This is a genomic window from Streptococcus cristatus (assembly GCF_003944225.1).
Lineage (GTDB): Bacteria > Bacillota > Bacilli > Lactobacillales > Streptococcaceae > Streptococcus > Streptococcus cristatus_K.
This window is the reverse complement of sequence record NZ_RJPN01000005.1, coordinates 87581-113434: the sequence shown is the minus strand read 5'-3', so window position 1 is coordinate 113434 and position 25854 is coordinate 87581. Positions and strand designations below refer to the sequence as shown.

Genomic DNA, 25854 nt, shown 5'->3' with positions numbered 1-25854 from the left:
AAAGATCTTGGAGAGTTCGGGTAAAGGAAATAAGTAAGCCCCTATTTCCTCTTAAAATTCAGAAAAGAGCAGTTGGAGCTCTGGAGTAATAGAAATCCAATCGTCACGATGAATCACGACTCCCTTTGGCTTGCTAGAACGCAGCATATCCTTGAGGGCAGGTTTACCAAAGCGCACGCGCCCCTTTCCTAAAATCGCACCAGTCTCTTCTTCGTACACCGTTACCGTATCTTGGTAAGAAAAATGCCCATCTAACCTAACAATTCCTGATGCCAGAAGGCTTTTACCATCGTAGCGGAGTGCCTGTGCCGCTCCCCGATCTACATAGATGGCACCTTGGCTCTTGGCATAGAAAGCTAGCCACTGCTTTTGTGTTTTCAAGCCCTTATCCTGCGCTAAGAAAAGGCTCCCGTCTCGAGTCTGGCCCGCCGCCTCCAATAAGGCATTGCTTTTAAGTGACGAACAAATATAAACTGGTACACCAGACATGGTCGCCAAAGTTGCTGCTTTGATCTTAGTCAGCATGCCACCAGTGCCATTGCTGGAGCCCGCACCGCCTGCCATGTCAATCAAATCGCTAGAGATCGTCTCAATTCTTTCAAGACGTTGGGCCGTTGGATCAGTAGCCGGGTTGGCTGTGTAAAGCCCATCAACATCTGTCAAAAGTACCAAAAGATCTGCTTGAACCATAGCTGCCACCTGAGCACTGAGCGTATCATTGTCTCCCACCTTTAGCTCCTCGATAGAAACTGTGTCATTTTCATTGATAATGGGAATGGCACCCCGATTAAGGAGGACTGACAGAGCTTGGTGAGCATTTTTGTAACGCCGTTTATCCGCAAAATCATCCTGCGTCAGCAAAATCTGGGCAGATACGATCTTCTTCAAGAGCAGATTGGTGGTGTACTCCTCTAGGAGAAGGCCCTGACCAACAGCTGCCGAAGCCTGTTTATCGGCTACCTTGGTGGGGCGTTTTTTAAAGCCTAGAGAAGAAAAACCTGCTGCAATGGCTCCAGACGATACCAAAATCAACTCATGTCCGGCTTCGTGTAAGACCGATAATTGATGCGTGATTTCCCGCACCTTTGCCCGCGACAAGCTGCCGTCAGGATGTGTCAATGAGCTCGTTCCAACTTTAAATACAATACGCTTTGCTTTCATAGCTTCTCTTTTCCTTACTAGATTTTCTTATTATACCATAAGGACAGGAAAATTAAAAAAACAATCTTTACCCATTTCTGCTCTCCTAGCAATAGAAAATATGCTATAATATTCACAAATACTATTGGAGAAAAACTATGATTAAACTAATTGCCCTTGATATGGACGGAACCTTGCTGACTGAGGAAAAAAAGATTCCTCAAGCTCATATTGATGCCATCCACCAAGCTATCCAAGCTGGAGTCAAGCTGGTTCTCTGTACAGGCAGACCACTCGTGGGTGTCAAGCCTTACTATCAGGAGCTGGGCTTGGAGAATGAAAATGAATATGTCATCGTAGACAATGGCAGCGCTATTCATCAGACTAGCGATTGGCAGGTCGTCGACTGGCAAGAATTAAATCCAGATGACATTCGCTACTTAGTCAGTTTAGCGGAACAGAGCCAAGTGCAGTTGACCTTATTTGATGAAGAGCATTACTTCGTCGTAGGAGAAAAGGCTAGCAAAATTGTGACAGACGATGCGGCTCTCGTCTTTACGACTCCTACTGAAATCAGCCTTGAAGAAGCTTGCAGCGGCCAGCATCGAATGTTCCAAGCTATGTTTCTAGGAAATCCAGAGCAGGTAGACGATTTTGAGACCAAGTTCGCTCAAGAACTCTGCCAACGATTCAGTGGCGTCCGCTCCCAGCCTGTCATCTACGAGGCGATGCCAAAAGGTGTTACCAAAGCCTTTGCCCTAGAGCGTCTAGCACAACGCTTAGAGATCAATCCTGAGGAAATCATGGCACTGGGCGATGCGAATAACGATATTGAAATGCTGCAGTTTGCTGGCTTGGGCGTTGCCATGGGGAATGCTAGCAACTATGTCAAAAGCTTGGCCGACTATGTGACAGATAGCAATGAAGAAAATGGTGTCGCCACAGCTATTGCTAAGTTTATTCTAGAGCACTAATCCTGTACATCATCCCATTTCCATAATTAAAAAGACAGTTGTAGGAGAGAGAGCAACTGTCTTTTTTTGATATAAATCAACTAAGTTTAGAGAGTGAACTGTTTTCCTCTGGCTTAAAACAATTCTTTGTATAAAGCAATGGTTTCTTCCAAAGTCGGCATGAAAGGATTGCCCGGTGCGCAAGCATCAATCAAGGCATTCTTAGAAAGGTATTCAAAGTCAAAGTCCTTTTCTTCAATACCAAGTTCGGTCAATTTCTTAGGAATACCGACCGTTTCAGACAAGGTTTCGATTTCTGAAATGGCATACGCTGCACACTCTTCATCAGTTTTACTTTCGGTATGCAAGCCTAAAGCTTTAGCTACATTTCTAAAGGCTGCTGGCACACGTTTGGCATTTTCACGCTCAACTACTGGCAGGAGCATAGCACAGCAAACGCCATGCGGCAGATGATAGACCGCACCAAGCTGGTGAGCCATCGAATGCACGTATCCCAGACCTGCGTTGTTAAAGGCCATGCCGCCGAGGAAAATAGCATTGACCATAGCTTCACGCGCTTCTATATCATGACCATTAGCAACTGCTCGCGGCAAATATTCCTTAATCAACTCAATGGCACCGATAGACAACTTCTTGGTCACGCCATAAGCACCAGGAGTTACCAAGGCCTCAACAGCATGGGTCAAAGCATCCATCCCAGTCGCTGCTGTTAAATTAGCTGGTTTGGAAACCATGAGCTCTGGGTCATTGACAGAGATGAGAGCCAGACTGTTTTTATCAACCATCACCATCTTAACCTTGCGTTCTTCATCCGTGATAACATAGTTGATGGTAATTTCAGCAGAAGTCCCTGCCGTGGAGTTGATGGCTACAACTGGCAGGCCCTTTTCTTTAGACTTGTGGAGCCCTTCATAATCCTGTGGCTTGCCTCCATTTGTCGCCATAATGGAAATACAGCTGGCAGCATCCTGAGGAGAGCCACCGCCGACACTGATGATAAAATCACAGTCATTTTCTTGAAGAGTAGCTAAACCATCGTAGACATTCTTACAAGATGGATTTGGGTCTACACCTTCAAAAACCACATATTCAATGCCTTCTGCTTCTAGCGGCTTGATGACTTTTGGTAAAATGTCACTGGATGCAATGTAGTGGTCTGTAACGATGAGAGCTTTCTTGAAGCCCAGCTCTTTGACATGACCGCCAAATTCATTGATGACACCTTTACCAATCAAATTGACTGATGGAACGTAGAAAACTGACATAATGATTTCCTCCTTAATTGAGCACAAGGCTCTATTGTATATGTTAATATAATTTTACTACTTTCTCTTCTACTTTTCAAAGAATTATACAAGTCGAAATACAAAAAAACCTGAATAAATTCAGGTTTCTTTGGCTATTTGCGATACATTTTGACTTGAAGATAGAGGTCATTGTATGTTCCGAGCCATTTTGGTCCTAATTGCTGATAGACTTCCAGATGCTTCATGGTTTCTTCGGTTGGATAGAAAGCCTCGTCTTCCTGCACTTCTTCTGGCAACATGGCCTTGGCAGGAAGGTTTGGCGTTGAGTAGCCAACATAAAGGGCATTTTTATAGGCATTTTCTGGCCTCAACATGAAATTGATAAACTGATAGGCAGCTTTTTTATTTTTGACCGTCTTTGGAATAACGATATTGTCAAACCAAAGGTTGCTGGCTTCTGTAGGCACGACATAGCGCAAATCTTCGTTGGCTTCCAGCATTTGACGAGCTTCACCAGAGAAGGTAACACCGATAGCCGCGTTATTCTGAATCATGTAGCCCTTCATCTCATCAGCGACGATGGCTTTGATATTGGGCGTCAGAGTGTAGAGTTTATCGACAGCCTCCTGCAGCTGGTCAGCATCTTTGGAGTTAAGACTATGACCATTCGAGTTCAGACCAATCCCCATGACTTCACGGGCTCCGTCGATCATCATGATGGAGTTTCTGTATTCTGGCTTCCAGAGATCGTTCCAGTGCTCAGGCGCGTGCTCGACCATTTTAGTATTGTAAACAATGCCCAGCGTTCCCCAGAAATAAGGAATGGAATACTGATTTCCTGGATCAAATGGCTGATCCAAAAAGTCTGAACCAATATTTTCCAAGCCTTTGATCTGGCTATGGTCCAATTTCTCCACCAAGTTTTCCTTCATCATCTTGGCAATCATGTACTCGCTGGGGATTGCGATATCGTAGGTTGTGCCACCTTGTTTGATTTTCGTGTACATGGCTTCGTTGGAATCGAAGGTTTCATACTGCACCTGCACGCCTGTTTCCTTGGTAAACTCTGTCAGCAATTCCGGATCAATATAATCTCCCCAGTTATAGACAACCAATTTATCACTGCCCTTGCTATTGGCTTTACTCTCAATCCGATAGCTAATTCCCCACAAGATCAGGATAATCGCAAGAATCCCTGCTAAAAACGAATAGAGTTTTTTCATGCTGCTTCCTCCTTCTCACGCGTGATAAAGTAATAGCCAATGACTAAAACGATACTAAAGAGAAAGACCAGAGCAGACAGAGCATTAATTTCCAAGGAAATTCCTTGCCGTGCACGGGAATAAATTTCTACAGAAAGAGTTGAGAAGCCATTTCCTGTTACAAAGAAGGTCACAGCAAAGTCATCTAGTGAGTAGGTGAAAGCCATAAAGTAGCCGGCAATGATCGCTGGTGTCAGATAAGGCAACATGATTTCCTTGAGCATCTGGACTTGACTAGCTCCCAAATCATAAGCAGCCTTAATCATGTCGTCATTCATTTCTTTCAGTCGTGGCAAAATCATTAGCACAACAATGGGAATTGAAAAGGCAACGTGACTAGCTAAAACAGACACAAAGCCCAGCTGGAATTTAGCCGTGGTAAAGAGAATCAGGAAGCTAGCCCCAATCATGACGTCAGGCGCCACCATCAAAATATTATTGATGGATAAGAAAGCATCCTGATATTTTTTGCGGGCTTGGTAAATATAAATAGCACCGAAAGTTCCGATAATCGTGGCAATGAGGGAAGAAAGAAAGGCTAAGAAGAATGTCTGCGCCAAAATCAAAATCAAGCGCGAATCTTCAAACAGCTTTTGAAAATGAACCAGATCAAAGCCAGTAAATTTATTCATGTCATCGCCAGCATTGAAGGCATAGGCAATCAAATAAAAGATCGGAAGATAGAGGATTAGAAACACAATCGCTAAATAGAGATTAGCAAATTTTTTCATCGTTCTCTCCTTTCCTTGGTTGCCCACATGGTGAAGAGCATGGCAATAATCAGAACCACTCCGATGGTTGAGCCCATTCCCCAGTTTTGCGTTGTCAAGAAATGCTGTTCAATGGCTGTTCCCAGCGTAATAACACGGTTTCCACCGATCAAACGCGTCAGCATGAAGAGGCTGAGACTAGGAATAAAGACGGACTGCACGCCACTTCTCACGCCATTCATTGAAAGCGGAAAGACGACATTGCGGAAAGTCTGCCAACGATTGGCACCCAAGTCATAGCTAGCATTGATGAGATTGGGATCCAAATCATCCAAGACGTTGAAAATCGGCAGAATCATAAAGGGCAGCTCAATGTAGCTGGCAACAAAAATAAAAGAAAAGTCAGTGAAAAGAATCTGCTTGGGACCAATGCCGATAAAGGTCAGAAATTCATTTACCGAGCCGTTTTGTCCAAAAATACCGATAAAGGCGTAAGCCTTAAGCAAAAGATTGATCCAAGTCGGCAGGACAATCAGCATCAACCAAAGCTGGCGATGCTTAAGCTGGGTCAAAAAATAAGCAGTCGGATAGGAAATGAGCAAGGTCACCAAGGTGATGATGCCTGCGTAAAATACCGAGTTAAAGCTCATTTTCAGATAGGTCAAATTCTGCGACGTGAAATAAATCCGATAGTTTTCCAGCGTGAACTGCCCTTCGATATTAAAGAATGATTTCCAGACAATCATTATCACTGGAGCTAGGACAAAGAGCAGAATCCAAAGAAAATATGGAAGCATAAAAAGGTTAGAGGTTGTTTTCTTCATCTCTTTCCTCCTCAATGGCATTGATCAGCCCTGCTTCTTGTTCTTCAATTTCTACGTATTCTTCAATCCGAGCATCGAATTCTTCTTCGGTTTCATTGAGGCGCATGATATGGATATCCTCTGGCTCAAAGTCCAGACCGATTTCTTCTCCGACGATGGCCTTGCGGGTTGAGTGAATCATCCATTCATTTCCGAGCTCATCGTAGGCGATGATTTCATAATGAACCCCGCGGAAAAGCTGGGTATCCACTTTAACCTGCAGTTTTCCTTCTTCAGGCAGAGTAATGCGCAAATCCTCTGGGCGAATCACCACTTCAACGGACTCGTTTGGACGCATGCCTCCGTCAACTGCTTCAAAACGCTTGCCATTGAACTCGACCAAGTAGTCTTCGATCATCTTACCTGGCAGGATATTAGATTCTCCGATAAAGGTCGCAACAAAGTGGTTAATCGGTTCATCATAGATATCCACTGGCGTTCCTGACTGGACAATCTCCCCTTCATTCATGACAAAAATCCAGTCACTCATAGCTAGGGCTTCTTCCTGGTCGTGAGTGACAAAGACAAAAGTGATCCCAAGGCGCTGTTGGAGTTCACGGAGCTCATATTGCATATCCGTCCGCAACTTCAAATCTAGCGCAGAAAGAGGCTCGTCAAGTAGGACAACCCGTGGCCGATTGATGATGGCACGAGCAATGGCTACCCGCTGGCGTTGACCGCCTGAAAGTCTCCGAATTGAACGGCGCTCATATCCTTCCAGCTGAACCATTTTCAGAACTTCAGTAACCCGTTCTTCAATTTCTTTTTTGTCTACCTTCCGCAACCGCAACGGAAAGGCTACATTCTCAAAAACATTCATATGCGGGAAAAGGGCGTAGGACTGAAATACGGTGTGAATATCCCGCTTATTAGTAGGAATGTCATTGATGCGAACACCATCCAAAAAGATGTCTCCCGTTGTCGCATCTAGCAGTCCTGCAATAATATTAAGGATAGTTGACTTCCCAGAGCCAGAAGCCCCTAGAAGCGTATAAAATTTTCCTTCTTCTAATTCAAAGTTGATATCTTTGAGAACGACGGTGTTACTGTCTTCAAAAACCTTCGAAACGTTTTTGAACTCAATAATTGGTTTTTTCAATTGGCATAAATTCCTTCTTTTCCATGTATTAACAGATTTTTGGCTCTGTCAGACCCAAAAAAACTCTCGAGGGCTACTATGGCCCTGCATACTTGCGATATCGATAGGCTTTCACCCCCTTTACTAATGACACATGGATATTGGCTATCCCAAAGACTTGGACAAATCTTAGAAAAGCAATCAGACAATTACATATCGGACTCTTATGCTTCTCCAATAATTCGAACTTCTCGTTCCAGAGTGACACCTGAATGCTCCTCTACTGTTTTAATAACATGAGCAATCAACTCTTCATAATCGCTAGCTGTGCCATGATCGACATTAATCATGAAACCAGCATGCTTTTCTGAAACCTCTACACCACCGATTCGGTAGCCTTTTAAACCGGCCTCACTGATGAGCTGACCAGCAAAATGTCCCAGAGGACGCTTAAAGACAGACCCACATGATGGGTATTCCAAAGGCTGCTTGAGTTCACGCAGATAGGTCAGACGTTCCATTTCCTGACGAATGTTTTGGTGGACACCTGGTGCCAGACCAAACTTAGCTGAAATCACAATGTCGCCAGTTTCTTGAATAAGTGAATGACGATAGCCAAAGCGCATATCACGCGCGTCCAAGGTCTTAATTTCTCCTACAGGTGTCAAGACCTTGCAAGAAACAAGCACATGAGCAATTTCTCCGCCATAAGCGCCAGCATTCATAAAGACAGCTCCGCCAACACTACCCGGGATGCCACAGGCAAATTCAAAGCCAGTCAAACTATGATGCAGGGCAATACGAGTAGTCTGAGTTAGATTGGCACCAGCCTCTGCCTCAATCGTATAGCCGTCTACTGCTACATTATTTAGCTTGTCAAACATGATGACAAAGCCTCGAATACCGCCATCTCGAACGATGATATTACTTGAATTTCCAAGCACCAACCAAGGAATATTTTCACGATTGGCTAGCTTGACAATCCGAGCCAATTCATAACGGTTGCGTGGAAAAACTAAGAAATCGGCAGCTCCGCCTACCTTCGTATAAGTGTATTGACTCAAAGGTTCATTAAAACGGATGTCGATTCCTTCTAATTCCGCAGAAAATTTTTCTAGGTTTTGCATGACTTACTCTCTTTTTTACAAATTACACTCTATTATATCAAAATTAAATGATATTTACGATAGACTAAGGGAAATAAAGATTCTTTTTCAAAGCAAAAAGAAAGAGGAGAACGAAGATTGTAGACCAACACTGCGTCCACAAGTTCGTCATCCTCAAACTCTCTTCTATTTTTCTACACGTACACCCTGAGTATCGACTTGCAACTGGAAAACTTCCCCATCAAAGTCTTGTTCCTTGATTTGCTGATAAATCTGTTCAGCCTTGTCTTTTGGAGATAAAACCATAACAGTCGGACCAGCTCCAGAGATGTAAGTCGCAAAAGCGCCCTGTTTTCTGGCTAAGAATTTAATGTCAGAAAATTCTTTGATAAGCGGCTGGCGATATCTCTCATGGAAACGATCGGATTCGATAGCACGACCAGCTGTTTTCATATCACCCTTTAAGAGCGCTGCAACTGCGACATTGGCTACAGAGCTTGCTGCAACAGCTTCCTTGTATGAAAGGCGATTAGGCAAGACACGACGGCTTTCAACTGTTCTCAACTCATAATCGGGAATAAAAGCGATAAAGCTGACATCTGGGAAATCTGACACGACAGCTGAAACTTGATTTTGGAAAGAGCTTGCAATCACTAGATTTCCATAAATTGCTGGTGCGACATTGTCCGGATGCCCTTCGATTTTTGTCGCAATTTTTAGCTTTTCATGATCCGATAAGTTCAGATTTGCTAACTGATTGGCCAGTTCAATCCCTGCAACGATAACAGAGCTAGAAGAGCCGAGACCCCGCGCCAACGGAACATCGCTAGTCATTTTTAAGCGATGAGGCTGAAGGTCTGGGGCTAATTGCAGGGCAATCTTGATTAGTAAATTACGTTTATCCGTTGGAATTCGAGGATTGAGGTCATGCTCAATAACCCACTCCTGACTTTCTTCCAAGACTTCGATTTCTAAATATTTGGAGACTGCAACACCAACTGAGTCAAAACCAGGCCCGATATTGGCACTGGTTGCTGGTACAATAATTTTCATCTTATTCTCCTAATACTTTAAAGGTGTTGAGTAATTCAAACTCTGGTACCTCACGGAGCTTGGCAACGACATTTTCTAGCTGAGTCTTGCTGACAGCGTGCGTGATGATGACCACACGTGCTGTTTCACCATCCGTACCTTCTTGCAGAATTTGCTTGAAGGAAACTTCTTCAGCATTAAAGATTTCAGCCAAATGCAAGACTTGACCCTTGGCATCTGGAGCCAAGATAGAGAAATAATAGTTGCTCTTAACATCCTCAGGTTTAGCCAAGACAAGCTCGCGGCTAAATTCATTGAAGGCTTTGCCAATCGTGCCTTCATTTAAGCGACGGACGATACGGACAATATCCGCAACGACACTGGTAGCAGTTGGTTTTTGACCTGCACCTGGGCCATAATACATGGATTCTCCAATACCGATTGACTCGACAAAGACCGCATTCATTACGCCGTTTACGCTAGCTAGTGGATGCGCTTTTGGCAAAAAAGTCGGTGTCACTTCCGCAGCGATTCCTGATGGCGTTTCCTCAATCGAACCAACTAATTTCACTACATAGCCCAAATCTTGAGCAACAGCGACGTCTTCAGGCGTGATGTTGCGAATACCTTGGTGGCTGACATCTTCAAACCTAATGTTCATACCGAAAGCAAATTGGCTGAGGATAACCATTTTATAGGCTGCGTCAATTCCATCAACGTCGTTCGTCGGGTCACTTTCAGCAAATCCTAAACGTTGCGCTTCTGCAAGAGCATCCTCGTAAGACCAACCTTCTTCTACCATCTTGGTCATCATGAAATTAGATGTTCCATTGACCACGCCCAAAACGCGGGTAATCTTGTCAGATGCCAATGAATTAACCAAGGTGCGCAAAATAGGAATACCGCCTGCAACAGCAGCTTCATAGTAAAGAGCAACGCCATTTTTCTGAGCAATGTCTAACAATTCAGAACCATGAACTGCCAGCAAGTCTTTATTAGCAGTTACCACATGTTTACCTGCTTCAAGTGCGCGCGTGATAAAGGTTTTTGCTGGTTCAATCCGTCCCATCAGCTCCACTACAATCGCAATTTCGCCGTCATTTAAGATTTCATCCACATTGGTCACAAAGTTATAATCATTTCCAGCTGCCAATAGACGTTCTTTTTCAGCATCATCCTTGACCAAGACTTTAGCAACTTCAATCTCAGAATGAGCAGCCTGAACAATCTTTTCTCCATTTTCTTTCAACAAGAAAGGAACACCACTAGCAACTGTTCCAAAACCAAGTAAAGCAATTTTAATAGACATGAGGAACTCCTTGAATATTTCTTATATAAAAAACATTATAACAAAAATATATAGAAATGCCTACAAATCTATTTGTATATTTGTTATAATGTAAGTAAAAATTTTAAACTCATGAGATTAGAAGGAGATACCATGACAGATAAACACATTGGAAGACGCATGCAAAGACATAAAGCTAAGAAAAAGGCATTCCTTTTTTCTATTATCAATCTTTTCTTGCTCCTTGCCCTAATCGTAGGCGGAATTTATCTTTGGAAGACTCAGTTCTCTCCTAGCAAACAATCCTCTGCAGGCAACCAAACTGTGCAATCCACCTCGAAGCCAGACTCTACCTCAACAAATGAAGAAGCTTCAAAAATCAAGTGGGTAAAACAAGACGAGCCTGTTAAGATTCCAATCTTGATGTACCATGCGATCCATGTAATGGATCCCTCTGAGGCAGCCAATGCTGGTTTGATTGTAGATCCAACTACTTTTGAAAGTCATTTGCAGGCCCTGAAAGAGGCTGGTTATTATACTTTAACCCCAGACGAAGCTTACAAAGCTTTGACAGAGAATGTCCTACCTGAAAATAAAAAAGTAGTCTGGCTAACCTTTGATGATAGTTTGAAAGACTTTTACACCAATGCCTTTCCGCTACTTCAAAAGTACCAGATGAAGGCAACCAACAATGTCATTACTGGATTTGTCCAAGCTGGCCGTGAAGATATGCTGACGCTAGATGAGATCAAAGAAATGAAGGAAAAGGGAATGTCCTTTGAAGACCATACCGTCAACCACCCTGATCTATCAACTGCTACTGCTGATCAACAAACCCTTGAACTACGTGATTCTAAAGCCTTTTTAGATGACAATCTATCACAGAAGACGACGACTGTTGCCTATCCATCTGGCCGCTATAGTGATGCGACCTTGCAGATCGCTGAAAGTCTGGGTTATAAGATGGGATTGACGACCAATAACGGCCTGGCTTCACTGTCTAACGGATTACTCTCGCTCAATCGTGTTCGAGTGAACCCAACCACTACTGCAGAAGATTTATTAAACGAAATCGCTACAAATTAATCTCAGAAAGCTTGCTTCAGACGAAGCAGGCTTTTTCTATTTCCGATAGCAACTTCTTCTAATCACAAAAAACACCAGTTCCAAAGAACTAGTGTAAAAAATTATTTAGACTTGATATAGTTGATACCGTCTGCTTTCGGAGCAACAGCTTTACCAAAGAAGGCCGCAAGAACCGCAATCGTCAAAACGTATGGCGCAATCTGTAGATAAACCGTTGGCACTTTTGAAAGAAGAGGCAACTGGTTTCCGATAACGGCTAAACTTTGAGAAGCTCCAAAGAAGAGACTCGCTAACATAGCACCGATAGGGCTCCATTTACCAAAAATCATAGCTGCCAAGGCGATAAATCCTGGACCTATGATAGTTGTCACAGCAAAGTTAACGGAGATTGACTGAGCATAGATAGCCCCTCCAATACCGCCGAGCAAACCAGAAATCATAACACCACAATAGCGCATGAGGTAAACATTGATTCCTAGTGTATCTGCTGCCTGCGGATGTTCTCCAACTGAGCGAAGGCGTAATCCGAACTTTGTCTTAAACATGATAAACCAAGCAAGGAAAGAGAAGGCGATGGCCAAATATCCCATCAGACTTGTATGTTTGAAGAATATATCTCCTATGACTGGAATATCAGACAAAATAGGAAAATTAAATTTACCAAATGAACGCTGAATGTTGTCTGTTTGCCCCTTGTTGTAGATAGCTTTAACAAGGAAGACTGCCAAGGCTGGTGCTAATAAGTTTAGAACCGTACCACTAACAACGTGGTCCGCACGGAAGTTAATAGTTGCTACAGCATGGATAAGGGAGAAGAGCACTCCGACTAAGCCAGCAGCAATCAAGGAAAGCCACGGAGTCAAGCTGCCAAAACTACTTTCGAAAGTCAGATTAAAGAGAACACCTGTAAATGCTCCCATTACCATGATCCCTTCCAAGCCGACATTGACGACTCCGGCATGCTCCGAATAAGCTCCACCGATACTTGTGAAAATCAAGGGAGCCGCATAAATCAGCATAGATGATACTAATAAACCTAATATCGTTACAATACTCATCCTAGTTTCCCCCTTTCACTTTACCAGCTTCTTGCTTACGGTTTTTAAATAATTCAAAGACTGTCTTACCAGTCAGACGCTCAATCAGGTAGTGGGCGCTGACAAAGAAGATAATCGAAGCTGTCACGATATTGACTAATTCTGTCGGAATCTGAGCCACGTTCATACCTGGCGCACCGACACTTAAAACCGCAAAGAGGAAAGCCGCAAAAAGGATACCAACTGGGGAGTTTGCTGCTAAAAGACTAACTGCCATACCATTGAAACCAACGCTCAATGAACTTCCTTGTACAAAGACGTTCTGATAAGTACCCAGTCCTTCTACGACTCCTCCAAGTCCTGCAAGGGCGCCTGAAATAATCATAGACAAAATAATGGTCCGTTTAGAAGACATCCCTGCGTATTCAGATGCATTCGGGTTCAGCCCTACAGCGCGGATTTCAAAGCCAAGTGTTGTTTTCTTCAGCATATACCAGATCAGCACAACTGCAATCAAAGCAAAGAAAATACCAATATTCATCCGAGAGTTAGCTGTCAAACTTCTCAGCCATTCTGTTTGATAAATAGCATTGGCACCAACACGCTTACTAGAGTCAACACTCTGCATCACAGATTTTGGAAAGCTGCGGATAAAGGCATTTCCAACGAAGAGGACGATATAGTTCATCATAATCGTAACGATGACTTCGCTCGTTCCTAAATAGGCACGCAGAACCCCTGGAATAGCACCAATAATCCCACCAGCTACTGCTGCAATCACTACAGTTGCTAGCAACATCAATGGGCGAGGTAGGTCAGGGAAGGAAAGGGCAAACCAACCAGCCAGAATCCAACCAGCCAAGGCCTGGCCTGGAAGTCCAACATTGAAAAATCCAGCCCGACTAGCAACGGCAAAACCCAGACCAATGAGAACTAGAGGTCCCATCGCCCGAGAAATTTCACCCAAACTTCTCAAAGAACCGAATGCCGTTTTAAAGAGGGATTCATATCCCCAGATGGCGTCATAGCCAAAGATAGCCATGACAATCGCTCCCAATAAAATCCCTAAAAGAACTGAGATTAAGGGAACTGCGATCTGCTGTGTTTTTTTAGACATTTGAATCTCCCTTCTAAATCTTACCACCAGCCATGAGAATACCAAGTTCTTGCTTATTGGTTTTCTCTGGAGTCACAATTCCTTGAATCTTGCCATCATGGATAACGGCGATTCTGTCAGAAAGATTGAGTATTTCATCTAGCTCAAAGCTGACAACAAGAACTGCCTTACCTTGAGTACGCTCCTCAATCAAGCGTTTATGGATATACTCAATTGCTCCGACATCAAGACCGCGGGTTGGCTGACTGACAATCAGCAAGTCTGGATCACGATCCACTTCCCGAGCAATGATAGCCTTCTGCTGGTTTCCTCCTGAAAGGGCTGAAGCAGGTACATACTCGCTAGCTGCCCGCACGTCAAACTCTTTCATCAGATTGCACGCGTAAGAGTAAATATTATTGTAATTCAAGATGCCGTTTTTGCTAAGCGGCTCTTTGTAGTAAGTCTGCAAAGCAATATTTTCAGAAATGGACATCTGCAGCACCAAACCATCGCGATGGCGGTCTTCAGGGACGTGACTGACCTTCATCTCTGTAATCTGACGTGGTTTCTTACCAATCACGGACTGGTTCTTGATCAAAATTTCACCCGAGCTTGCTTTTCTAAGTCCTGTAATAGCTTGAATCAACTCGGTTTGACCATTGCCGTCAATACCAGCAATCCCAACAATCTCACCAGCACGAACATCCAGCGAAAGTCCTTTAACAGCTGGAACGCCGCGATTTTCTTCAACGACAAGATTCTTGATTGAAAGAACCGTCTCTTGCGGATTAGAAGGTTTCTTCTCAGTCTTGAAGGAAACGGCACGTCCCACCATCATTTCCGCCAAGTCTTGGTTGGTTGCACCAGCAATTTCAACTGTTTCGATCGATTTTCCTCGACGAATAACGGTCACTCGGTCAGAAACTGCACGAATCTCATCCAGCTTGTGGGTAATAAGAATAATAGACTTACCTTCCTTGACTAAGTTTTTCATGATTTTCATCAATTCATCAATCTCAGATGGTGTCAAAACAGCTGTTGGTTCGTCAAAGATTAGGATATCTGCACCACGGTAAAGGGTCTTCAAAATTTCAACCCGTTGTTGTGCTCCGACGGAAATGTCTTCAATCTTGGCAGATGGATCGACCGACAAACCATATTTCTTAGACAAACGCTTAATTTCTTGCGTAGCGCGTTTCAAGTCTAAGATACCATTTTTTGTAATCTCACTTCCAAGAATAATATTTTCAGCAACAGTGAAGGCTTCCACAAGCATAAAGTGCTGATGCACCATCCCGATACCAAGTGAGGCCGCCTTTGATGGAGAGTCCAGCTTAACTGGCTTTCCGTTTACTACAATCTCACCACTAGTCGGCTCAAGTAGGCCGGCCAACATATTCATCAAGGTTGACTTCCCGGCACCATTTTCTCCTAAAAGAGCGTGAATTTCACCTTTTCGGAGTTCCAAATTGATTTTATCATTGGCCACAAATTCACCAAAAATCTTGGTAATTTCTCGCATTTCAATGACATTTTCATGTGTCATGGCTCTTTCCTTTCCAGAATTTCATTTTATGTCGATATAACCTCCTCGGACTCCTATCCTAGTAGGCTTAATCGATGCAAAGGCGTCAGAATTTAAAAATGAGCGACCCTAGTAGGTCGGATCGCTCAACATTCAATTATTTATCAGGAACTGTAATGCTACCGTCAAGGATTTTAGCTTTCGCTTCTTCAACAGCTTTTTTAGCATCTTCAGAAAGGTTGGTTGTTGTCAAATCAACACCACCGTCTTTCAAACCAAAGGTTGTAGTTTTACCACCTGGGAATTTACCTTTAGCAGTTTGGTTAGCAATGTCTTGGACAGTCTTACCAACTTGTTTCAAGCTTGATGCCAAAACAAAGTTAGATTCTTTACCATCTTTAGATTTGTATTTACCTTCTTCAGTCTGGTCACGGTCAACACCAAGTACCCAAACTTTTTCATTTTCATTTCTTGTTTCGTTGATTGACTTAGCTTCGTTAAATACTCCAGCACCAGTACCACCAGCTACTTGGTAAACAACATCCGCACCACCAGCATAGTGAGCAGCAGCAATTGTTTTACCTTTAGCTGCATCGCCAAATGAGCCAGCATAGTCCACTTTAATCTTGATAGATGGATCAACTGATTTCACACCAGCTTCGAAACCTTTTTCAAAACGTGTGATAACAGTTCCTTCTATACCACCAATGAAACCAACTTGTTTTGTCTTAGTCGTTTTTGCAGCTGCAACACCAGCAAGGTAAGCTGCTTCATTATCTGCAAAGACTGCTGAAGCAACATTCTTTTGACCTTCAATTACATCGTCAATAATAACGTAGTTAATACTTGAATTATCTTTTGCAGCAGATTCAACGGCATCACGAAGGGCAAAACCGATACCAAATACTAAGTTGTAACCATCCGTAGCAGCTTGGTTTAGGTTGTTCGCGTATTGTGACTCGTCTGTTGATTGGAAGTAAGTATAGCCGTTATCTTTTGAAAGGCCATTTTCTTTACCCCAAGCTTGCAAACCTTCCCATGCAGATTGGTTAAATGACTTATCATCAACACCACCTGTATCGGTTACGATAGCAGCTTTTAAATCAGTTTTAGCGTTAGAGCTATCTGATTTAGACGCACGATTCCCACATGCAGCAAGTCCGATTGCTGCGACAGACACTAGACCAAGACCTAGCCATTGTTTCTTGTTCATTTCTGAACCTCCTATATAAGATGTGCAACTTAGTTGCAAGTTTAATTTTGGTCAGTTGACCAGCAACAGACTCAAGTTAAGTCTGTAAAAGAGTATGGAAGTAACTCCTTGACCGTCATCACGACCGTCGATTTATCTTTAGCGACCAAAGTCACTGGTAAATCCTGATTAAAAAACTCTGCCATTACTTGGCGGCAGGCACCACACGGAGAGATCGGTTTTTCCGTTTCTCCGTAAACAATTAATTCCTCAAAGTCTAAAAAGCCTTCAGAAACAGCTTTGAAAATGGCTGTTCGCTCTGCACAATTGGTCAAACCGAAACTAGCATTTTCGATATTGACACCTGTGAAAACTTGTCCATTTTTAGCTACTAAAACGGCTCCGACAGGGAAATGAGAGTATGGAACATAGGCATTCTTCGTGGTTTCTACAACTAAATCAATCAAATTAGTAGTCGCCATTAGCCACGTCTCCCTCCATAATCGCTACACCAGAGGATGCTCCAATGCGAGTCGCACCAGCTTTGATAAAGGCAAGTGCATCTTCGTAAGAACGGGCACCGCCAGAAGCCTTGACTCCCATATCTGGCCCAACTGTCTTACGCATCAAAGCTACGTCCTCAACGGTTGCACCACCAGTTGAGAAACCAGTAGATGTCTTGACAAAATCCGCACCAGCTTTCTGAGCAATTTGACAAGCTTTCACTTTCTCATCATCTGTCAAGAGGCAGGTTTCAATAATAACCTTGACCAAGGTTCCTTTAGCAGCTTCCACAACAGCTCGAATGTCTCTTTCAACTAAGTCAAAGTTTCGAGACTTTAAAGCGCCGATATTGATGACCATGTCGACTTCATCCGCTCCGTTTTGGATGGCATCACTCGTTTCAAAAGCTTTGAGCTCCGGAGTATTTGCTCCCAGAGGAAAACCAATGACCGTACAGACTTTAACATCTGTCCCTTTCAATACTTGCGCAGCAAAACTCACCCAAGTCGGATTGACACAGACGCTCGCAAAGTCGTATTTCTTTGCTTCCTCAATTAAGGTTTCAATCTGCTCCTTACTTGCATCAGCTTTCAAAAGCGTATGGTCAATGTATTTGTTTAATTTCATGTTGGATTCTCCTAGAATTAAGCGATCACTTCGACAATCTCGCTTACTGCAACGCTTTCACTACCTATTCTAACATTTTTTTGGAATTCTGTAACTAGTTCTTGAGAAATTTTTTCATTTGCGTAAATTTTTGCGACAATTTCCCCAATTTCGACTGTTTCTCCAACCTTCTTTTCGAACACAATTCCAGTTTCATAATCTAGTTTATCAGATTTGACGGCTCGGCCTGCTCCTAATCTCATCGCAAACAAGCCAAATTCCATAGCTGGAAGCTCTGTGATAAAGCCAGATTGCTCTGCTCTCACTTCAGCCACATAAGCCGCTTGGGATGGTCGATACAAGTCCTCTAGATCTCCACCTTGAGCCGCAATCATCTCTTCAAATTTTTTCAATGCTGCTCCATTTGTTAAATGTTCTCTGATTTCAGAAACTGACTTCTCAACATTTGCCAAATCAAGCATAATCCGAGCGAGCTCGCAGATAAACTCCGTAATATCCTCGCGTCCTTTTCCTTGAAGGATTTCCAGTGCTTCCAAGATTTCCAAACGATTGCCAATGCTAGTACCTAAAGGTTGGCTCATATCCGTAATGACTGCAACCGTTCTACGTCCGACAGCCTTGCCTAAATCTACCATGGTACGGGCTAGGAGACGGGCATCCTCTAGATTTTTCATAAAGGCACCTTCACCGACGGTCACATCCAGCAAAATGCTATCCGCACCAGCGGCGATTTTCTTGCTCATAACCGAACTGGCAATCAAAGGAATGGTATCAACTGTAGCGGTCACATCACGTAGAGCATAGAGAAGCTTGTCTGCCTTGACCAGCTGGTCTGACTGACCGATGACGGATACACCAATATCCTGAACTTGCTTGATGAAATCTTCCTGGCTGCGCTCTACCTGGTAGCCCTTGACAGACTCGAGCTTGTCTATGGTACCGCCCGTGTGGCCTAAGCCTCGACCGCTCATCTTAGCAACGGGTACTCCAAAGCTAGCTACTAGAGGAGCCAAGATTAAGGTAACCTTATCTCCCACTCCACCAGTCGAATGCTTGTCGACCTTAATCCCTGAAATAGCTGACAGGTCAAACTGCTGGCCTGTCCCCACCATGGCCATGGTCAAATCTGAAATTTCCCGAGTAGTCATGCCTTTAAAGTAAACAGCCATAGCAAAGGCAGACATCTGGTAATCTGGCACTGTTCCAGCTACATACCCCTCAATCAGCCATTCAATCTCTTGACTGGACAATTCTAGTCCATCTCGTTTCTTTTGAATAATATCAACTGCCCGCATCTTTACTTCACACTCCTTAGGATATAATAGCCTTTGTCCTTCTTGAGAGTCTCGCAGTTGCCAAACACTTCTTCCATCTTGGCTTTAGCACTAGGAGCCCCTTGTTTCTTTTGGATGACAATCGTCAAATCCCCATCCGCTAACAAGTGATCATAGCTACCTGAAATAACTTCATGCACCACCTGCTTACCGGCGCGAATCGGTGGATTGCTGATAATATGATGAAATTGTCCGGTCACATTTTCGTAAACATTGGACTGGAAAATATCTGCAGATACTTGGTTCGCATCCGCATTCTTTCTAGCCAAGTCTAGCGCTCGCTGATTGATATCCACGAGAGTAACTTCCAGCTCTTGCACTTTAGCCAGAGTCAGGCCCAGCGTTCCATAGCCGCAACCCACATCCAGCAGCGTTTCTTTTTTGTTAAATTCCAAGGCAGACAACAACACTCGACTGCCATAGTCGATCATTTTTTTGCTAAAGACACCAGCATCTGTTAAAAAGGTCATCTGTTGTCCTAATAATTCCACTTTTAATTCATGAATGTCATGTTTGGCATCCGGATTTTCTGCAAAATACATTTTAGTCATAAAATCATTTTATCATAAATTTTCTAGATTTGTAAATCGTTTTCATTTCTCCAAAAGTATGTTATACTAAAATCCATCATATAGGAGTAACTTATGACAAACGAATTTCTTCATTTTGAAAAAATCAGCCGCCAAACTTGGCAGAATCTGCATCGAAAGAAAAATCCACCGCTCACTGAGTCCGAGCTCAATTCTATCAAGAGTTTCAATGACAAAATCAGTCTACAGGATGTAACAGATGTTTATCTTCCTCTGACAAATCTCATTCAGATTTATAAACGTTCCAAAGAAGATCTCGCCTTTTCAAAAGGTATTTTTCTACAAAAGGAGAGTAAAAGGCAACCCTTTATCATCGGAGTATCTGGCAGTGTTGCCGTTGGAAAATCAACGATTAGCCGCCTATTGCAAATCCTCCTATCACGGACTTTTACAAATGCCACCGTTGAATTAGTGACGACAGATGGCTTTCTCTATCCTAATCAAACTCTGATTGAAACGGGGATTTTAAATCGCAAAGGCTTCCCTGAAAGCTATAATATGGAACTCTTGCTGGACTTTTTAGACCGCATTAAAAATGGTCAAAACTATGAAATTCCCGTCTACTCGCACGAAATTTATGATATTGTCCCAAATGATAAGCAGGAGATTAAGGCAGCTGACTTTGTCATCGTGGAAGGTATCAATGTTTTCCAAAATCCGCAAAATGAACGCCTTTATATGACTGACTTCTTCGACTTCTCTATCTACGTAGATGCCGAAATCGAAAATATTGAGTCTTGGTATCTGGATCGCTTTAAAAAATTATTGGCACTAGCCAAGCACGACACGAATAACTACTATCATCGCTTTACGACCCAGCCCGAAGAAGAAGTCATGGCGCTGGCCCATAATATCTGGGAAACAATCAATCTGGTGAACCTATTAGACTATATTGAGCCAACTCGTAATAGGGCCGAAGTGATTTTGCACAAGGCTAGAAATCATGAAATTGACGAAATCTATCTAAAAAAATAATTTAGACTTGTCAAATCACAACTTTTCATATATAATTAGATAGTTAGTATTTTCAATGGAGGTGAATAACTTGGCAAATATTAAGTCAGCTATCAAACGCGCTGAATTGAACGTTAAACAAAACGAAAAAAACTCAGCTCAAAAATCAGCTATGCGTACTGCAATCAAAGCATTTGAAGCAAACCCGTCTGAAGAACTTTTCCGTGCTGCTAGCTCAGCTATCGATAAAGCAGAAACAAAAGGTTTGATCCACAAAAACAAAGCAAGCCGCGATAAAGCACGTCTTTCAGCTAAACTTGCTAAATAATGCATCGCGCATACAAAGGAGCTCCACGGAGCTTTTTTTGTTGCTCACTGTAATTAGGAGAATGTATATAAAGATTGCTATCATCGGCTACTCAGGCTCTGGCAAGTCAACCTTAGCCCAGCAGTTAGGCCACTTTCACCATATTCCTGTGCTTCATCTGGACACGATTCAGTTTGAAGAAAACTGGCGGACTCGTAGCCATGACCAAGTCAAGGCTGATTTAGCAGATTTCCTCAAGCGAGAACAATCCTGGGTCATCGATGGCAACTACTCCTTCGCCCGCTTTGAGGAAAGGATGGCTCAGGCTGACCAGATTATCTTTATGAACTTTTCTCGCTGGAACTGCCTCTATCGTGCCTTTAAACGCTATCTAAAATATCGAAATCAAGTACGAGAGAGTATGGCATCTGGCTGTACTGAAAGACTGGATTGGGAATTCATCCGCTGGATCCTTTGGGATGGCAGGACAAGAGAGACTAAAAATCTCTATCAAAAGGTTCGTCAGACCTATCCTGAGAAATTTATCGAATTGCAGAATCAAAAGCAATTATCAGACTATGTAAAAGAATCTGGGACAAAAGTCTAACCTTAAATATAAAAAGCGAACAAAACGGAGTTATCTGACACTCAGAATTCTGTCTTGTTCACTTTTTTGTCTAATCTATCAATTTTAAAAATTTATAATAAAGAATCCCTAAAATCAAAATCTTTTTGTCCCAGCCTCGTTCAGTCTTATTTGTCAAGAAAAATCAGAAGTATTCATCGATGAGGTAAAAAGGTGAAATTCCAACTTACAAAATTGTAAGAAAAATGAGAGAAATGTAAGCTAAAGAAATGGAAAGAAGAAACTCTTTCTTGTATCATAGGAAAGGAAAAAGGAGTATCCTATGAAAAAAATGATTGACAATAGCAGTTTGAAACTGCTTGCTATGCTTGCAATGCTGATTGACCATATCGCCTGGATATCTTTTCCACTGGCTACCAATATGAATATTCTCTCTCCTAACTGGCTGGCCAATAGTATGCACATAATAGGCCGCTTGGCTTTTCCAGTCTTTGCCTTTTGTATTGCGGAAGGCTATCGGCACAGTCATGATGTGAGCAAGTATATGAGACGATTGGGGCTGCTGGCTCTTATCAGTATCATCCCTTTCTCTCTGATGGGCTGGGTGACTGGCCTTGGCTTTATCATGCAAAATACGGTTGTTACTCTCTTTTTGGGGCTCTGTGCTCTTTATTACAGTGATCAGCAAACAGCAACCTGGAGAAAAGTTCTAATTATTCTACTCTGTTTTACTCTGTCCATTATCGCTGACGGCGGACTGACGGGAGGAGTTTTTGGTATCTATTCCTTTGCAAAGATTAAAGACCCAATCTTCCGAAAAATTGGCGGTGTCTTGGCATTGAACAGTGTGCAAATCCTAATTTTGGCCTTCAATTTCTCCTATGATGGTCTGGCTGATCTGGCTGCTACCTGTCTTCTGTTTCTCCTCGTGACCTCTTTCTACAATGGTCAAAAAGGGGCCAATATTGGAAAAGTATTTTACTGGTTTTATCCCCTTCATTTGCTCGCCCTGTCTCTGTTTCGAATTGCCTTTCTCTTATTTCTAATGTAGTTAATGAATGTATTAAAAGTTGCAGTAGAATACCTGTTAAGTTAATTTTTCTTTTGATAAGTCTAAATAATAGAGTAAAAGAGTCTGGGACAATAGTCTCTTTGCTACAAAAAAGAGTTTGGGACAAAAATATTTCAATTTTTAAAAATCTTAATTATTAAGCCCTTCAAATCTATAATTAAATGCGAAAAGCGAACAAAGTAGAATTCTGATTACCAGAAAACTAGTTTTGTTCGCTTTCTATATTTGAGGTCGGACTTTTGTCCCAGCCTCCTTTTCTTATTCTTCTTTTACAAAAACTAATTCTTTATCATCTGAAAGATCCGCTCGATAGGCAAAACCTGCAAAAGAGAGCTGTTTGATTTGGTTAAGATTATCGACCTGGGCTTCCATCAAAGCAGTCAAAAACTGCCCACGCGCTTTTTTAGAAATAGTAGAATGACTTTTAAGTTTCCCAGATTTTTCTTCTAAAAACTTGAACCGAAGCATCTTCTCTCTGACGGATTTATCAAAAACATCCTCAAATTCACTGGACAAGAGAGAAAGCAGCATATCTTCATCCGCTACCGCTTTTGTATACTCTTCCCGCCAAAATGTTTTCAGCGTTTGACCATTGGGCTTCAGTCCCACCAAAAAGTCCAGCCGGTGAGGGGCAATCGGACTCAGAGCAGGAATGACCCCATATAGACTAGAAGTTAAAAGCAAATGGTCTTGAATGTAGGATTTCTCCTCTTGTGTCCAATCTTTTCGCTTGATATTGCGATACATAAGCCCGTCAAATAAGTGCAAGGCTGGATAGGTCTCCGCTTCATTCTTGCTCAGGTTTTGAATTCGCTGGTATTCTATTTCAGCCATTTGCGGACTGATTTTATATAATTTTTCCAACTCTTCGGCTGAGAATTGCAACAACTCTTCTATTATAATTTTGCTTTTAGGCGTCAACTGGGAGCGCCCCAGCGAGCTCTGATTTTCATTCATTTCTTTGGCAGTCGGAATTAAAATCTTCATATTTTACCTTTCTCATCTTGGATTCAGAGTCCATTTTCCTGTTTTCCCTACTCATGATTATAGCAAATTTTGGACAAATTGGATTTATTCTTGACTTTAATTTTCAAAAATGATAATATCTAGTTATCAAGACTAGATATTAGAAAGTTTGAAATTTGGAAACGAAAAATCTGTTCCCGAGATGGGATGAATTACCTGTTCTTGACCTGTATCTGGACCAAGTCCTGCTCTACGTCAACAAGGTCTGCAAGCCAGCTTTTACTGCATCCGACAAAGGCTTGACGGCATCCATGATCAATAATTATGTCAAGCATGCCTACCTTGAAAAACCTCTAAAGAAAAAATACAATCGCCAGCAAGTTGCCCGCTTGATTGCCATTACAAGCTTGAAAACTGTTTTTTCTATTCAAGATATTGCTGCTACTTTAGATATGCTCAACGCTGAGACCCAGTCTGAAGAGCTCTACAATGACTTTGTGGATTATATGAACGGACGGAAACTTGAAGTGACTCCCATTATTGCCAGTGCCTGTCAGACCTTAAAACTCTACCAACAAACCCTTGCTTTTATCCAAGTACCCGAAAAGGAGGCCGATAACGATGAACTACGCGCTTAAACTCAGTAAACAACTCTCTTTTGGAGAGGAAATTGCCAATGCTGTCACTCATGCCGTCGGAGCTGTTTTGATGCTGATTCTCCTGCCCATCTCTGCTATTTACAGTTATGAAGGGCATGGCCTCGTTTCTGCTGTTGGCACTTCTATCTTTGTCATTAGCCTTTTCCTCATGTTTCTTTCTTCTACCATTTACCACTCCATGTCCTACGGCTCTACCCACAAATACATCCTAAGGATTATTGACCACTCCATGATTTATATCGCTATCGCGGGCAGCTATACGCCTGTCGTCCTTTCACTCATGAATGACTGGAGGGGCTATCTGATTATCGCGATTCAGTGGGGAACGACCATCTTTGGTATTCTCTACAAAATCTTTGCCAAAAAGGTCAATGAGAAATTCAGCCTGGCTCTCTATCTAATTATGGGTTGGCTGGTGATCTTTATCATCCCGCAAATTATCGGACAAACTGGACCAGTGTTTTGGGGTCTTATGCTAGCTGGCGGTCTTTGCTACACAGTCGGCGCTGGTTTTTATGCCAAAAAGAAGCCCTACTTCCACATGATTTGGCACCTCTTCATCCTAGCCGCTTCTGCTCTCCAGTACCTAGCAATTGTTTATTTCATGTAAAACTGCTTTTCAAAGCAGTTTTTTTCTATAGCATAATGCAGCTCTTCAACCAAGCCTTCAACAGGTCTGCACTAACCACCTCTCAAAAGTAAGAGCTTTGAAATAATATAAATTTAAGCTTTCCCTGCTAAGATAAGGATAGAAAAGATGATCTCTGGCAAATGAATCTGCCAGTTATGGAAGGAAAACGAATGACTATTTTATCAAAAATCCGCCCATCGCAGCCTCTGAAAGAGCTGAAATGGTTCGATATTCTTGTGATTACTCTGCTCATGTTTGGTCAGTTCATCTACCGATCAACTGAGCTTTACCTAGCTAGTTTTTCAACAACAGCGACGACAGCAGCTACTGAAACGGTCAGCAACACAGCTAGCGAAGGTGCAGCATTCTCAAGCAATTTCAATCTTCAGCTTCTGATGCTGGTCTTGACCATTCTTTATCTATTGCTTCGGCGCTTTGACTTTAAGCAGCTTCCCATCCGCCTGACTTGGTCGGTTCTCCTCTGGACACCTCTTATCTTTATAGCAATGGGATTCTTTGGTGACATTGTGACGACACTGAGCGGCGAGTATAATTACTTTGATCCAACTCTCTGGTCTTATATAGATTTGCTAGAAATCTTCCGGAAATTTGCTGATTTGACACCCATGACTATCCTCTATGGACTGCTCAATGGCTTCTATGAAGAATTCTTCTTTCTTGGCCTCATGACCTCAGTCAAGGATAAGTATAAGTGGTGGGCACTGGCCTACTCTACCATCATTCGGATTTCTTTCCATACTTATCAAGGAATGCTCTGGGCCTTGGTTATCGGAGTGGTCTATGGTATCTTTTACTATTTCCTTTACAAGTACAAGGTCAAGAATCTCCTGCCTTTCTTCCTCATGCACGCCTTGGCGGACATGTTTGGCTCCAGCTTGATGTACGTTCTGATTAATTGGCGTTCCTAAAAGGATAAATATCAGCTAACAAAAAACTGTAGAATAAATCGCAACTAAAAAGCTTA

27 protein-coding genes are annotated in these 25854 nt (G+C 42.6%); 9 read left to right on the top strand and 18 right to left on the bottom strand.

The annotated features are described in order from the left end of the window. Nucleotides 1–51 precede the first annotated feature (51 nt). Nucleotides 52–1161 (bottom strand): glutamate 5-kinase, encoded by a 1110-nt coding sequence (proB, locus tag D8797_RS06740; RefSeq protein ID WP_125379761.1) that lies wholly within the window; start codon nt 1159–1161, stop codon nt 52–54. Nucleotides 1162–1298: 137 nt separating this feature from the next. Here proB and D8797_RS06735 point away from each other — a divergent pair, with 137 nt between their 5' ends. After that, complete coding sequence (locus tag D8797_RS06735; protein ID WP_125379760.1) at nt 1299–2114, top strand: Cof-type HAD-IIB family hydrolase; 816 nt, start codon at nt 1299–1301, stop codon at nt 2112–2114. Nucleotides 2115–2227: 113 nt separating this feature from the next. Here D8797_RS06735 and D8797_RS06730 read toward each other — a convergent pair whose 3' ends face one another. The 8 genes from D8797_RS06730 to D8797_RS06695 form a co-directional block, all read right to left on the bottom strand. After that, entirely contained in the window at nt 2228–3379 is a 1152-nt protein-coding gene (locus D8797_RS06730) for an iron-containing alcohol dehydrogenase (RefSeq protein ID WP_125379759.1), read from the bottom strand. A gap of 134 nt (nt 3380–3513) precedes the next feature. After that, entirely contained in the window at nt 3514–4584 is a 1071-nt protein-coding gene (locus D8797_RS06725) for an ABC transporter substrate-binding protein (RefSeq protein WP_005590161.1), read from the bottom strand. Continuing rightward, on the bottom strand, nt 4581–5354 hold the full coding sequence (locus tag D8797_RS06720; protein WP_005590157.1) for an ABC transporter permease: 774 nt from the start codon (nt 5352–5354) through the stop codon (nt 4581–4583). The genes D8797_RS06725 and D8797_RS06720 overlap by 4 nt, the downstream gene beginning before the upstream one ends. Continuing rightward, the gene (locus tag D8797_RS06715; protein ID WP_048763122.1) at nt 5351–6157 is read right to left on the bottom strand and encodes an ABC transporter permease; all 807 of its coding nucleotides are present in this window, start codon (nt 6155–6157) and stop codon (nt 5351–5353) included. Before D8797_RS06715 ends, D8797_RS06720 begins: the two co-directional genes overlap by 4 nt. Then, nucleotides 6138–7295: an ABC transporter ATP-binding protein gene (locus D8797_RS06710; protein ID WP_045497085.1), complete on the bottom strand. Its 1158-nt coding sequence runs from the start codon at nt 7293–7295 to the stop codon at nt 6138–6140. The genes D8797_RS06715 and D8797_RS06710 overlap by 20 nt, the downstream gene beginning before the upstream one ends. Before the next feature lie 203 nt (nt 7296–7498). Then, the gene (murB, locus tag D8797_RS06705) at nt 7499–8401 is read right to left on the bottom strand and encodes a UDP-N-acetylmuramate dehydrogenase (RefSeq protein ID WP_125379758.1); all 903 of its coding nucleotides are present in this window, start codon (nt 8399–8401) and stop codon (nt 7499–7501) included. A 165-nt stretch (nt 8402–8566) separates the two neighbouring features. Then, nucleotides 8567–9433, bottom strand: coding sequence for a homoserine kinase (gene thrB / locus D8797_RS06700; RefSeq protein WP_125379757.1), 867 nt, complete (start codon nt 9431–9433; stop codon nt 8567–8569). Nucleotide 9434: 1 nt separating this feature from the next. Next, the gene (locus D8797_RS06695; RefSeq protein WP_125379756.1) at nt 9435–10721 is read right to left on the bottom strand and encodes a homoserine dehydrogenase; all 1287 of its coding nucleotides are present in this window, start codon (nt 10719–10721) and stop codon (nt 9435–9437) included. A gap of 132 nt (nt 10722–10853) precedes the next feature. On the opposite strand from D8797_RS06695, the gene D8797_RS06690 reads away from it, so the two are divergent. Continuing rightward, a complete protein-coding gene (locus tag D8797_RS06690) occupies nt 10854–11786 on the top strand; it encodes a polysaccharide deacetylase family protein (protein ID WP_061911261.1) in 933 nt (310 codons plus the stop codon). A 101-nt stretch (nt 11787–11887) separates the two neighbouring features. Here D8797_RS06690 and D8797_RS06685 read toward each other — a convergent pair whose 3' ends face one another. The 8 genes from D8797_RS06685 to D8797_RS06650 form a co-directional block, all read right to left on the bottom strand. After that, entirely contained in the window at nt 11888–12844 is a 957-nt protein-coding gene (locus tag D8797_RS06685) for an ABC transporter permease (protein WP_125379755.1), read from the bottom strand. A 1-nt stretch (nt 12845) separates the two neighbouring features. Further along, nucleotides 12846–13940, bottom strand: coding sequence for an ABC transporter permease (locus tag D8797_RS06680; RefSeq protein WP_061422956.1), 1095 nt, complete (start codon nt 13938–13940; stop codon nt 12846–12848). Nucleotides 13941–13953: 13 nt separating this feature from the next. Beyond that, entirely contained in the window at nt 13954–15468 is a 1515-nt protein-coding gene (locus D8797_RS06675) for an ABC transporter ATP-binding protein (RefSeq protein WP_045497051.1), read from the bottom strand. Between the two features lie 136 nt (nt 15469–15604). After that, the gene (locus D8797_RS06670) at nt 15605–16660 is read right to left on the bottom strand and encodes a BMP family lipoprotein (RefSeq protein WP_005590144.1); all 1056 of its coding nucleotides are present in this window, start codon (nt 16658–16660) and stop codon (nt 15605–15607) included. 71 nt (nt 16661–16731) lie between these two features. Next, on the bottom strand, nt 16732–17121 hold the full coding sequence (locus tag D8797_RS06665) for a cytidine deaminase (protein WP_005590143.1): 390 nt from the start codon (nt 17119–17121) through the stop codon (nt 16732–16734). Next, nucleotides 17108–17770 (bottom strand): deoxyribose-phosphate aldolase, encoded by a 663-nt coding sequence (gene deoC, locus D8797_RS06660; protein ID WP_125379754.1) that lies wholly within the window; start codon nt 17768–17770, stop codon nt 17108–17110. Before deoC ends, D8797_RS06665 begins: the two co-directional genes overlap by 14 nt. Before the next feature lie 17 nt (nt 17771–17787). After that, entirely contained in the window at nt 17788–19065 is a 1278-nt protein-coding gene (locus tag D8797_RS06655) for a pyrimidine-nucleoside phosphorylase (protein WP_125379753.1), read from the bottom strand. Between the two features lie 2 nt (nt 19066–19067). After that, a complete protein-coding gene (locus D8797_RS06650) occupies nt 19068–19655 on the bottom strand; it encodes a class I SAM-dependent methyltransferase (protein WP_125379752.1) in 588 nt (195 codons plus the stop codon). A 93-nt stretch (nt 19656–19748) separates the two neighbouring features. Here D8797_RS06650 and coaA point away from each other — a divergent pair, with 93 nt between their 5' ends. The 4 genes from coaA (at nt 19749) to D8797_RS06630 (ending at nt 22592) form a co-directional block, all read left to right on the top strand. Continuing rightward, the gene (gene coaA / locus D8797_RS06645; protein WP_125379751.1) at nt 19749–20669 is read left to right on the top strand and encodes a type I pantothenate kinase; all 921 of its coding nucleotides are present in this window, start codon (nt 19749–19751) and stop codon (nt 20667–20669) included. A 70-nt stretch (nt 20670–20739) separates the two neighbouring features. Then, nucleotides 20740–20976 (top strand): 30S ribosomal protein S20, encoded by a 237-nt coding sequence (rpsT, locus tag D8797_RS06640; protein WP_001274000.1) that lies wholly within the window; start codon nt 20740–20742, stop codon nt 20974–20976. Nucleotides 20977–21043: 67 nt separating this feature from the next. Continuing rightward, complete coding sequence (locus D8797_RS06635; protein ID WP_125379772.1) at nt 21044–21562, top strand: DNA topology modulation protein; 519 nt, start codon at nt 21044–21046, stop codon at nt 21560–21562. 301 nt (nt 21563–21863) lie between these two features. Next, entirely contained in the window at nt 21864–22592 is a 729-nt protein-coding gene (locus tag D8797_RS06630) for a TraX family protein (RefSeq protein ID WP_125379750.1), read from the top strand. 279 nt (nt 22593–22871) lie between these two features. Here the strand turns inward: D8797_RS06630 and yaaA are convergent, their stop codons facing one another. Continuing rightward, nucleotides 22872–23600, bottom strand: coding sequence for a peroxide stress protein YaaA (yaaA, locus tag D8797_RS06625; protein ID WP_125379749.1), 729 nt, complete (start codon nt 23598–23600; stop codon nt 22872–22874). A gap of 155 nt (nt 23601–23755) precedes the next feature. Between yaaA and D8797_RS06620 the strand changes: the two genes are divergently transcribed. The 3 genes from D8797_RS06620 (at nt 23756) to D8797_RS06610 (ending at nt 25798) form a co-directional block, all read left to right on the top strand. Beyond that, complete coding sequence (locus tag D8797_RS06620) at nt 23756–24217, top strand: DUF1836 domain-containing protein (RefSeq protein ID WP_179856437.1); 462 nt, start codon at nt 23756–23758, stop codon at nt 24215–24217. Continuing rightward, entirely contained in the window at nt 24201–24848 is a 648-nt protein-coding gene (gene trhA, locus D8797_RS06615) for a PAQR family membrane homeostasis protein TrhA (RefSeq protein WP_048791816.1), read from the top strand. The genes D8797_RS06620 and trhA overlap by 17 nt, the downstream gene beginning before the upstream one ends. Before the next feature lie 191 nt (nt 24849–25039). Beyond that, nucleotides 25040–25798: a CPBP family intramembrane glutamic endopeptidase gene (locus tag D8797_RS06610; RefSeq protein ID WP_221760758.1), complete on the top strand. Its 759-nt coding sequence runs from the start codon at nt 25040–25042 to the stop codon at nt 25796–25798. Nucleotides 25799–25854 lie beyond the last annotated feature (56 nt).

What these genes read in the sequence shown, in the direction of transcription:
- D8797_RS06715 (WP_048763122.1), bottom strand. Translation starts at nt 6,157, where the DNA reads ATGAAGAAAACAACCTCTAACCTTTTTATGCTTCCATATTTTCTTTGG.
- D8797_RS06680 (WP_061422956.1), bottom strand. Translation starts at nt 13,940, where the DNA reads ATGTCTAAAAAAACACAGCAGATCGCAGTTCCCTTAATCTCAGTTCTT.
- D8797_RS06665 (WP_005590143.1), bottom strand. Translation starts at nt 17,121, where the DNA reads ATGGCGACTACTAATTTGATTGATTTAGTTGTAGAAACCACGAAGAAT.
- deoC (WP_125379754.1), bottom strand. Translation starts at nt 17,770, where the DNA reads ATGAAATTAAACAAATACATTGACCATACGCTTTTGAAAGCTGATGCA.
- D8797_RS06650 (WP_125379752.1), bottom strand. Translation starts at nt 19,655, where the DNA reads ATGACTAAAATGTATTTTGCAGAAAATCCGGATGCCAAACATGACATT.
- D8797_RS06610 (WP_221760758.1), top strand. Translation starts at nt 25,040, where the DNA reads ATGACTATTTTATCAAAAATCCGCCCATCGCAGCCTCTGAAAGAGCTG.
- D8797_RS06720 (WP_005590157.1), bottom strand. Translation starts at nt 5,354, where the DNA reads ATGAAAAAATTTGCTAATCTCTATTTAGCGATTGTGTTTCTAATCCTC.
- D8797_RS06735 (WP_125379760.1), top strand. Translation starts at nt 1,299, where the DNA reads ATGATTAAACTAATTGCCCTTGATATGGACGGAACCTTGCTGACTGAG.
- D8797_RS06630 (WP_125379750.1), top strand. Translation starts at nt 21,864, where the DNA reads ATGAAAAAAATGATTGACAATAGCAGTTTGAAACTGCTTGCTATGCTT.
- D8797_RS06695 (WP_125379756.1), bottom strand. Translation starts at nt 10,721, where the DNA reads ATGTCTATTAAAATTGCTTTACTTGGTTTTGGAACAGTTGCTAGTGGT.
- coaA (WP_125379751.1), top strand. Translation starts at nt 19,749, where the DNA reads ATGACAAACGAATTTCTTCATTTTGAAAAAATCAGCCGCCAAACTTGG.
- proB (WP_125379761.1), bottom strand. Translation starts at nt 1,161, where the DNA reads ATGAAAGCAAAGCGTATTGTATTTAAAGTTGGAACGAGCTCATTGACA.
- D8797_RS06690 (WP_061911261.1), top strand. Translation starts at nt 10,854, where the DNA reads ATGACAGATAAACACATTGGAAGACGCATGCAAAGACATAAAGCTAAG.
- trhA (WP_048791816.1), top strand. Translation starts at nt 24,201, where the DNA reads ATGAACTACGCGCTTAAACTCAGTAAACAACTCTCTTTTGGAGAGGAA.
- D8797_RS06675 (WP_045497051.1), bottom strand. Translation starts at nt 15,468, where the DNA reads ATGACACATGAAAATGTCATTGAAATGCGAGAAATTACCAAGATTTTT.
- D8797_RS06730 (WP_125379759.1), bottom strand. Translation starts at nt 3,379, where the DNA reads ATGTCAGTTTTCTACGTTCCATCAGTCAATTTGATTGGTAAAGGTGTC.
- yaaA (WP_125379749.1), bottom strand. Translation starts at nt 23,600, where the DNA reads ATGAAGATTTTAATTCCGACTGCCAAAGAAATGAATGAAAATCAGAGC.
- D8797_RS06685 (WP_125379755.1), bottom strand. Translation starts at nt 12,844, where the DNA reads ATGAGTATTGTAACGATATTAGGTTTATTAGTATCATCTATGCTGATT.
- D8797_RS06725 (WP_005590161.1), bottom strand. Translation starts at nt 4,584, where the DNA reads ATGAAAAAACTCTATTCGTTTTTAGCAGGGATTCTTGCGATTATCCTG.
- murB (WP_125379758.1), bottom strand. Translation starts at nt 8,401, where the DNA reads ATGCAAAACCTAGAAAAATTTTCTGCGGAATTAGAAGGAATCGACATC.
- D8797_RS06670 (WP_005590144.1), bottom strand. Translation starts at nt 16,660, where the DNA reads ATGAACAAGAAACAATGGCTAGGTCTTGGTCTAGTGTCTGTCGCAGCA.
- thrB (WP_125379757.1), bottom strand. Translation starts at nt 9,433, where the DNA reads ATGAAAATTATTGTACCAGCAACCAGTGCCAATATCGGGCCTGGTTTT.
- D8797_RS06655 (WP_125379753.1), bottom strand. Translation starts at nt 19,065, where the DNA reads ATGCGGGCAGTTGATATTATTCAAAAGAAACGAGATGGACTAGAATTG.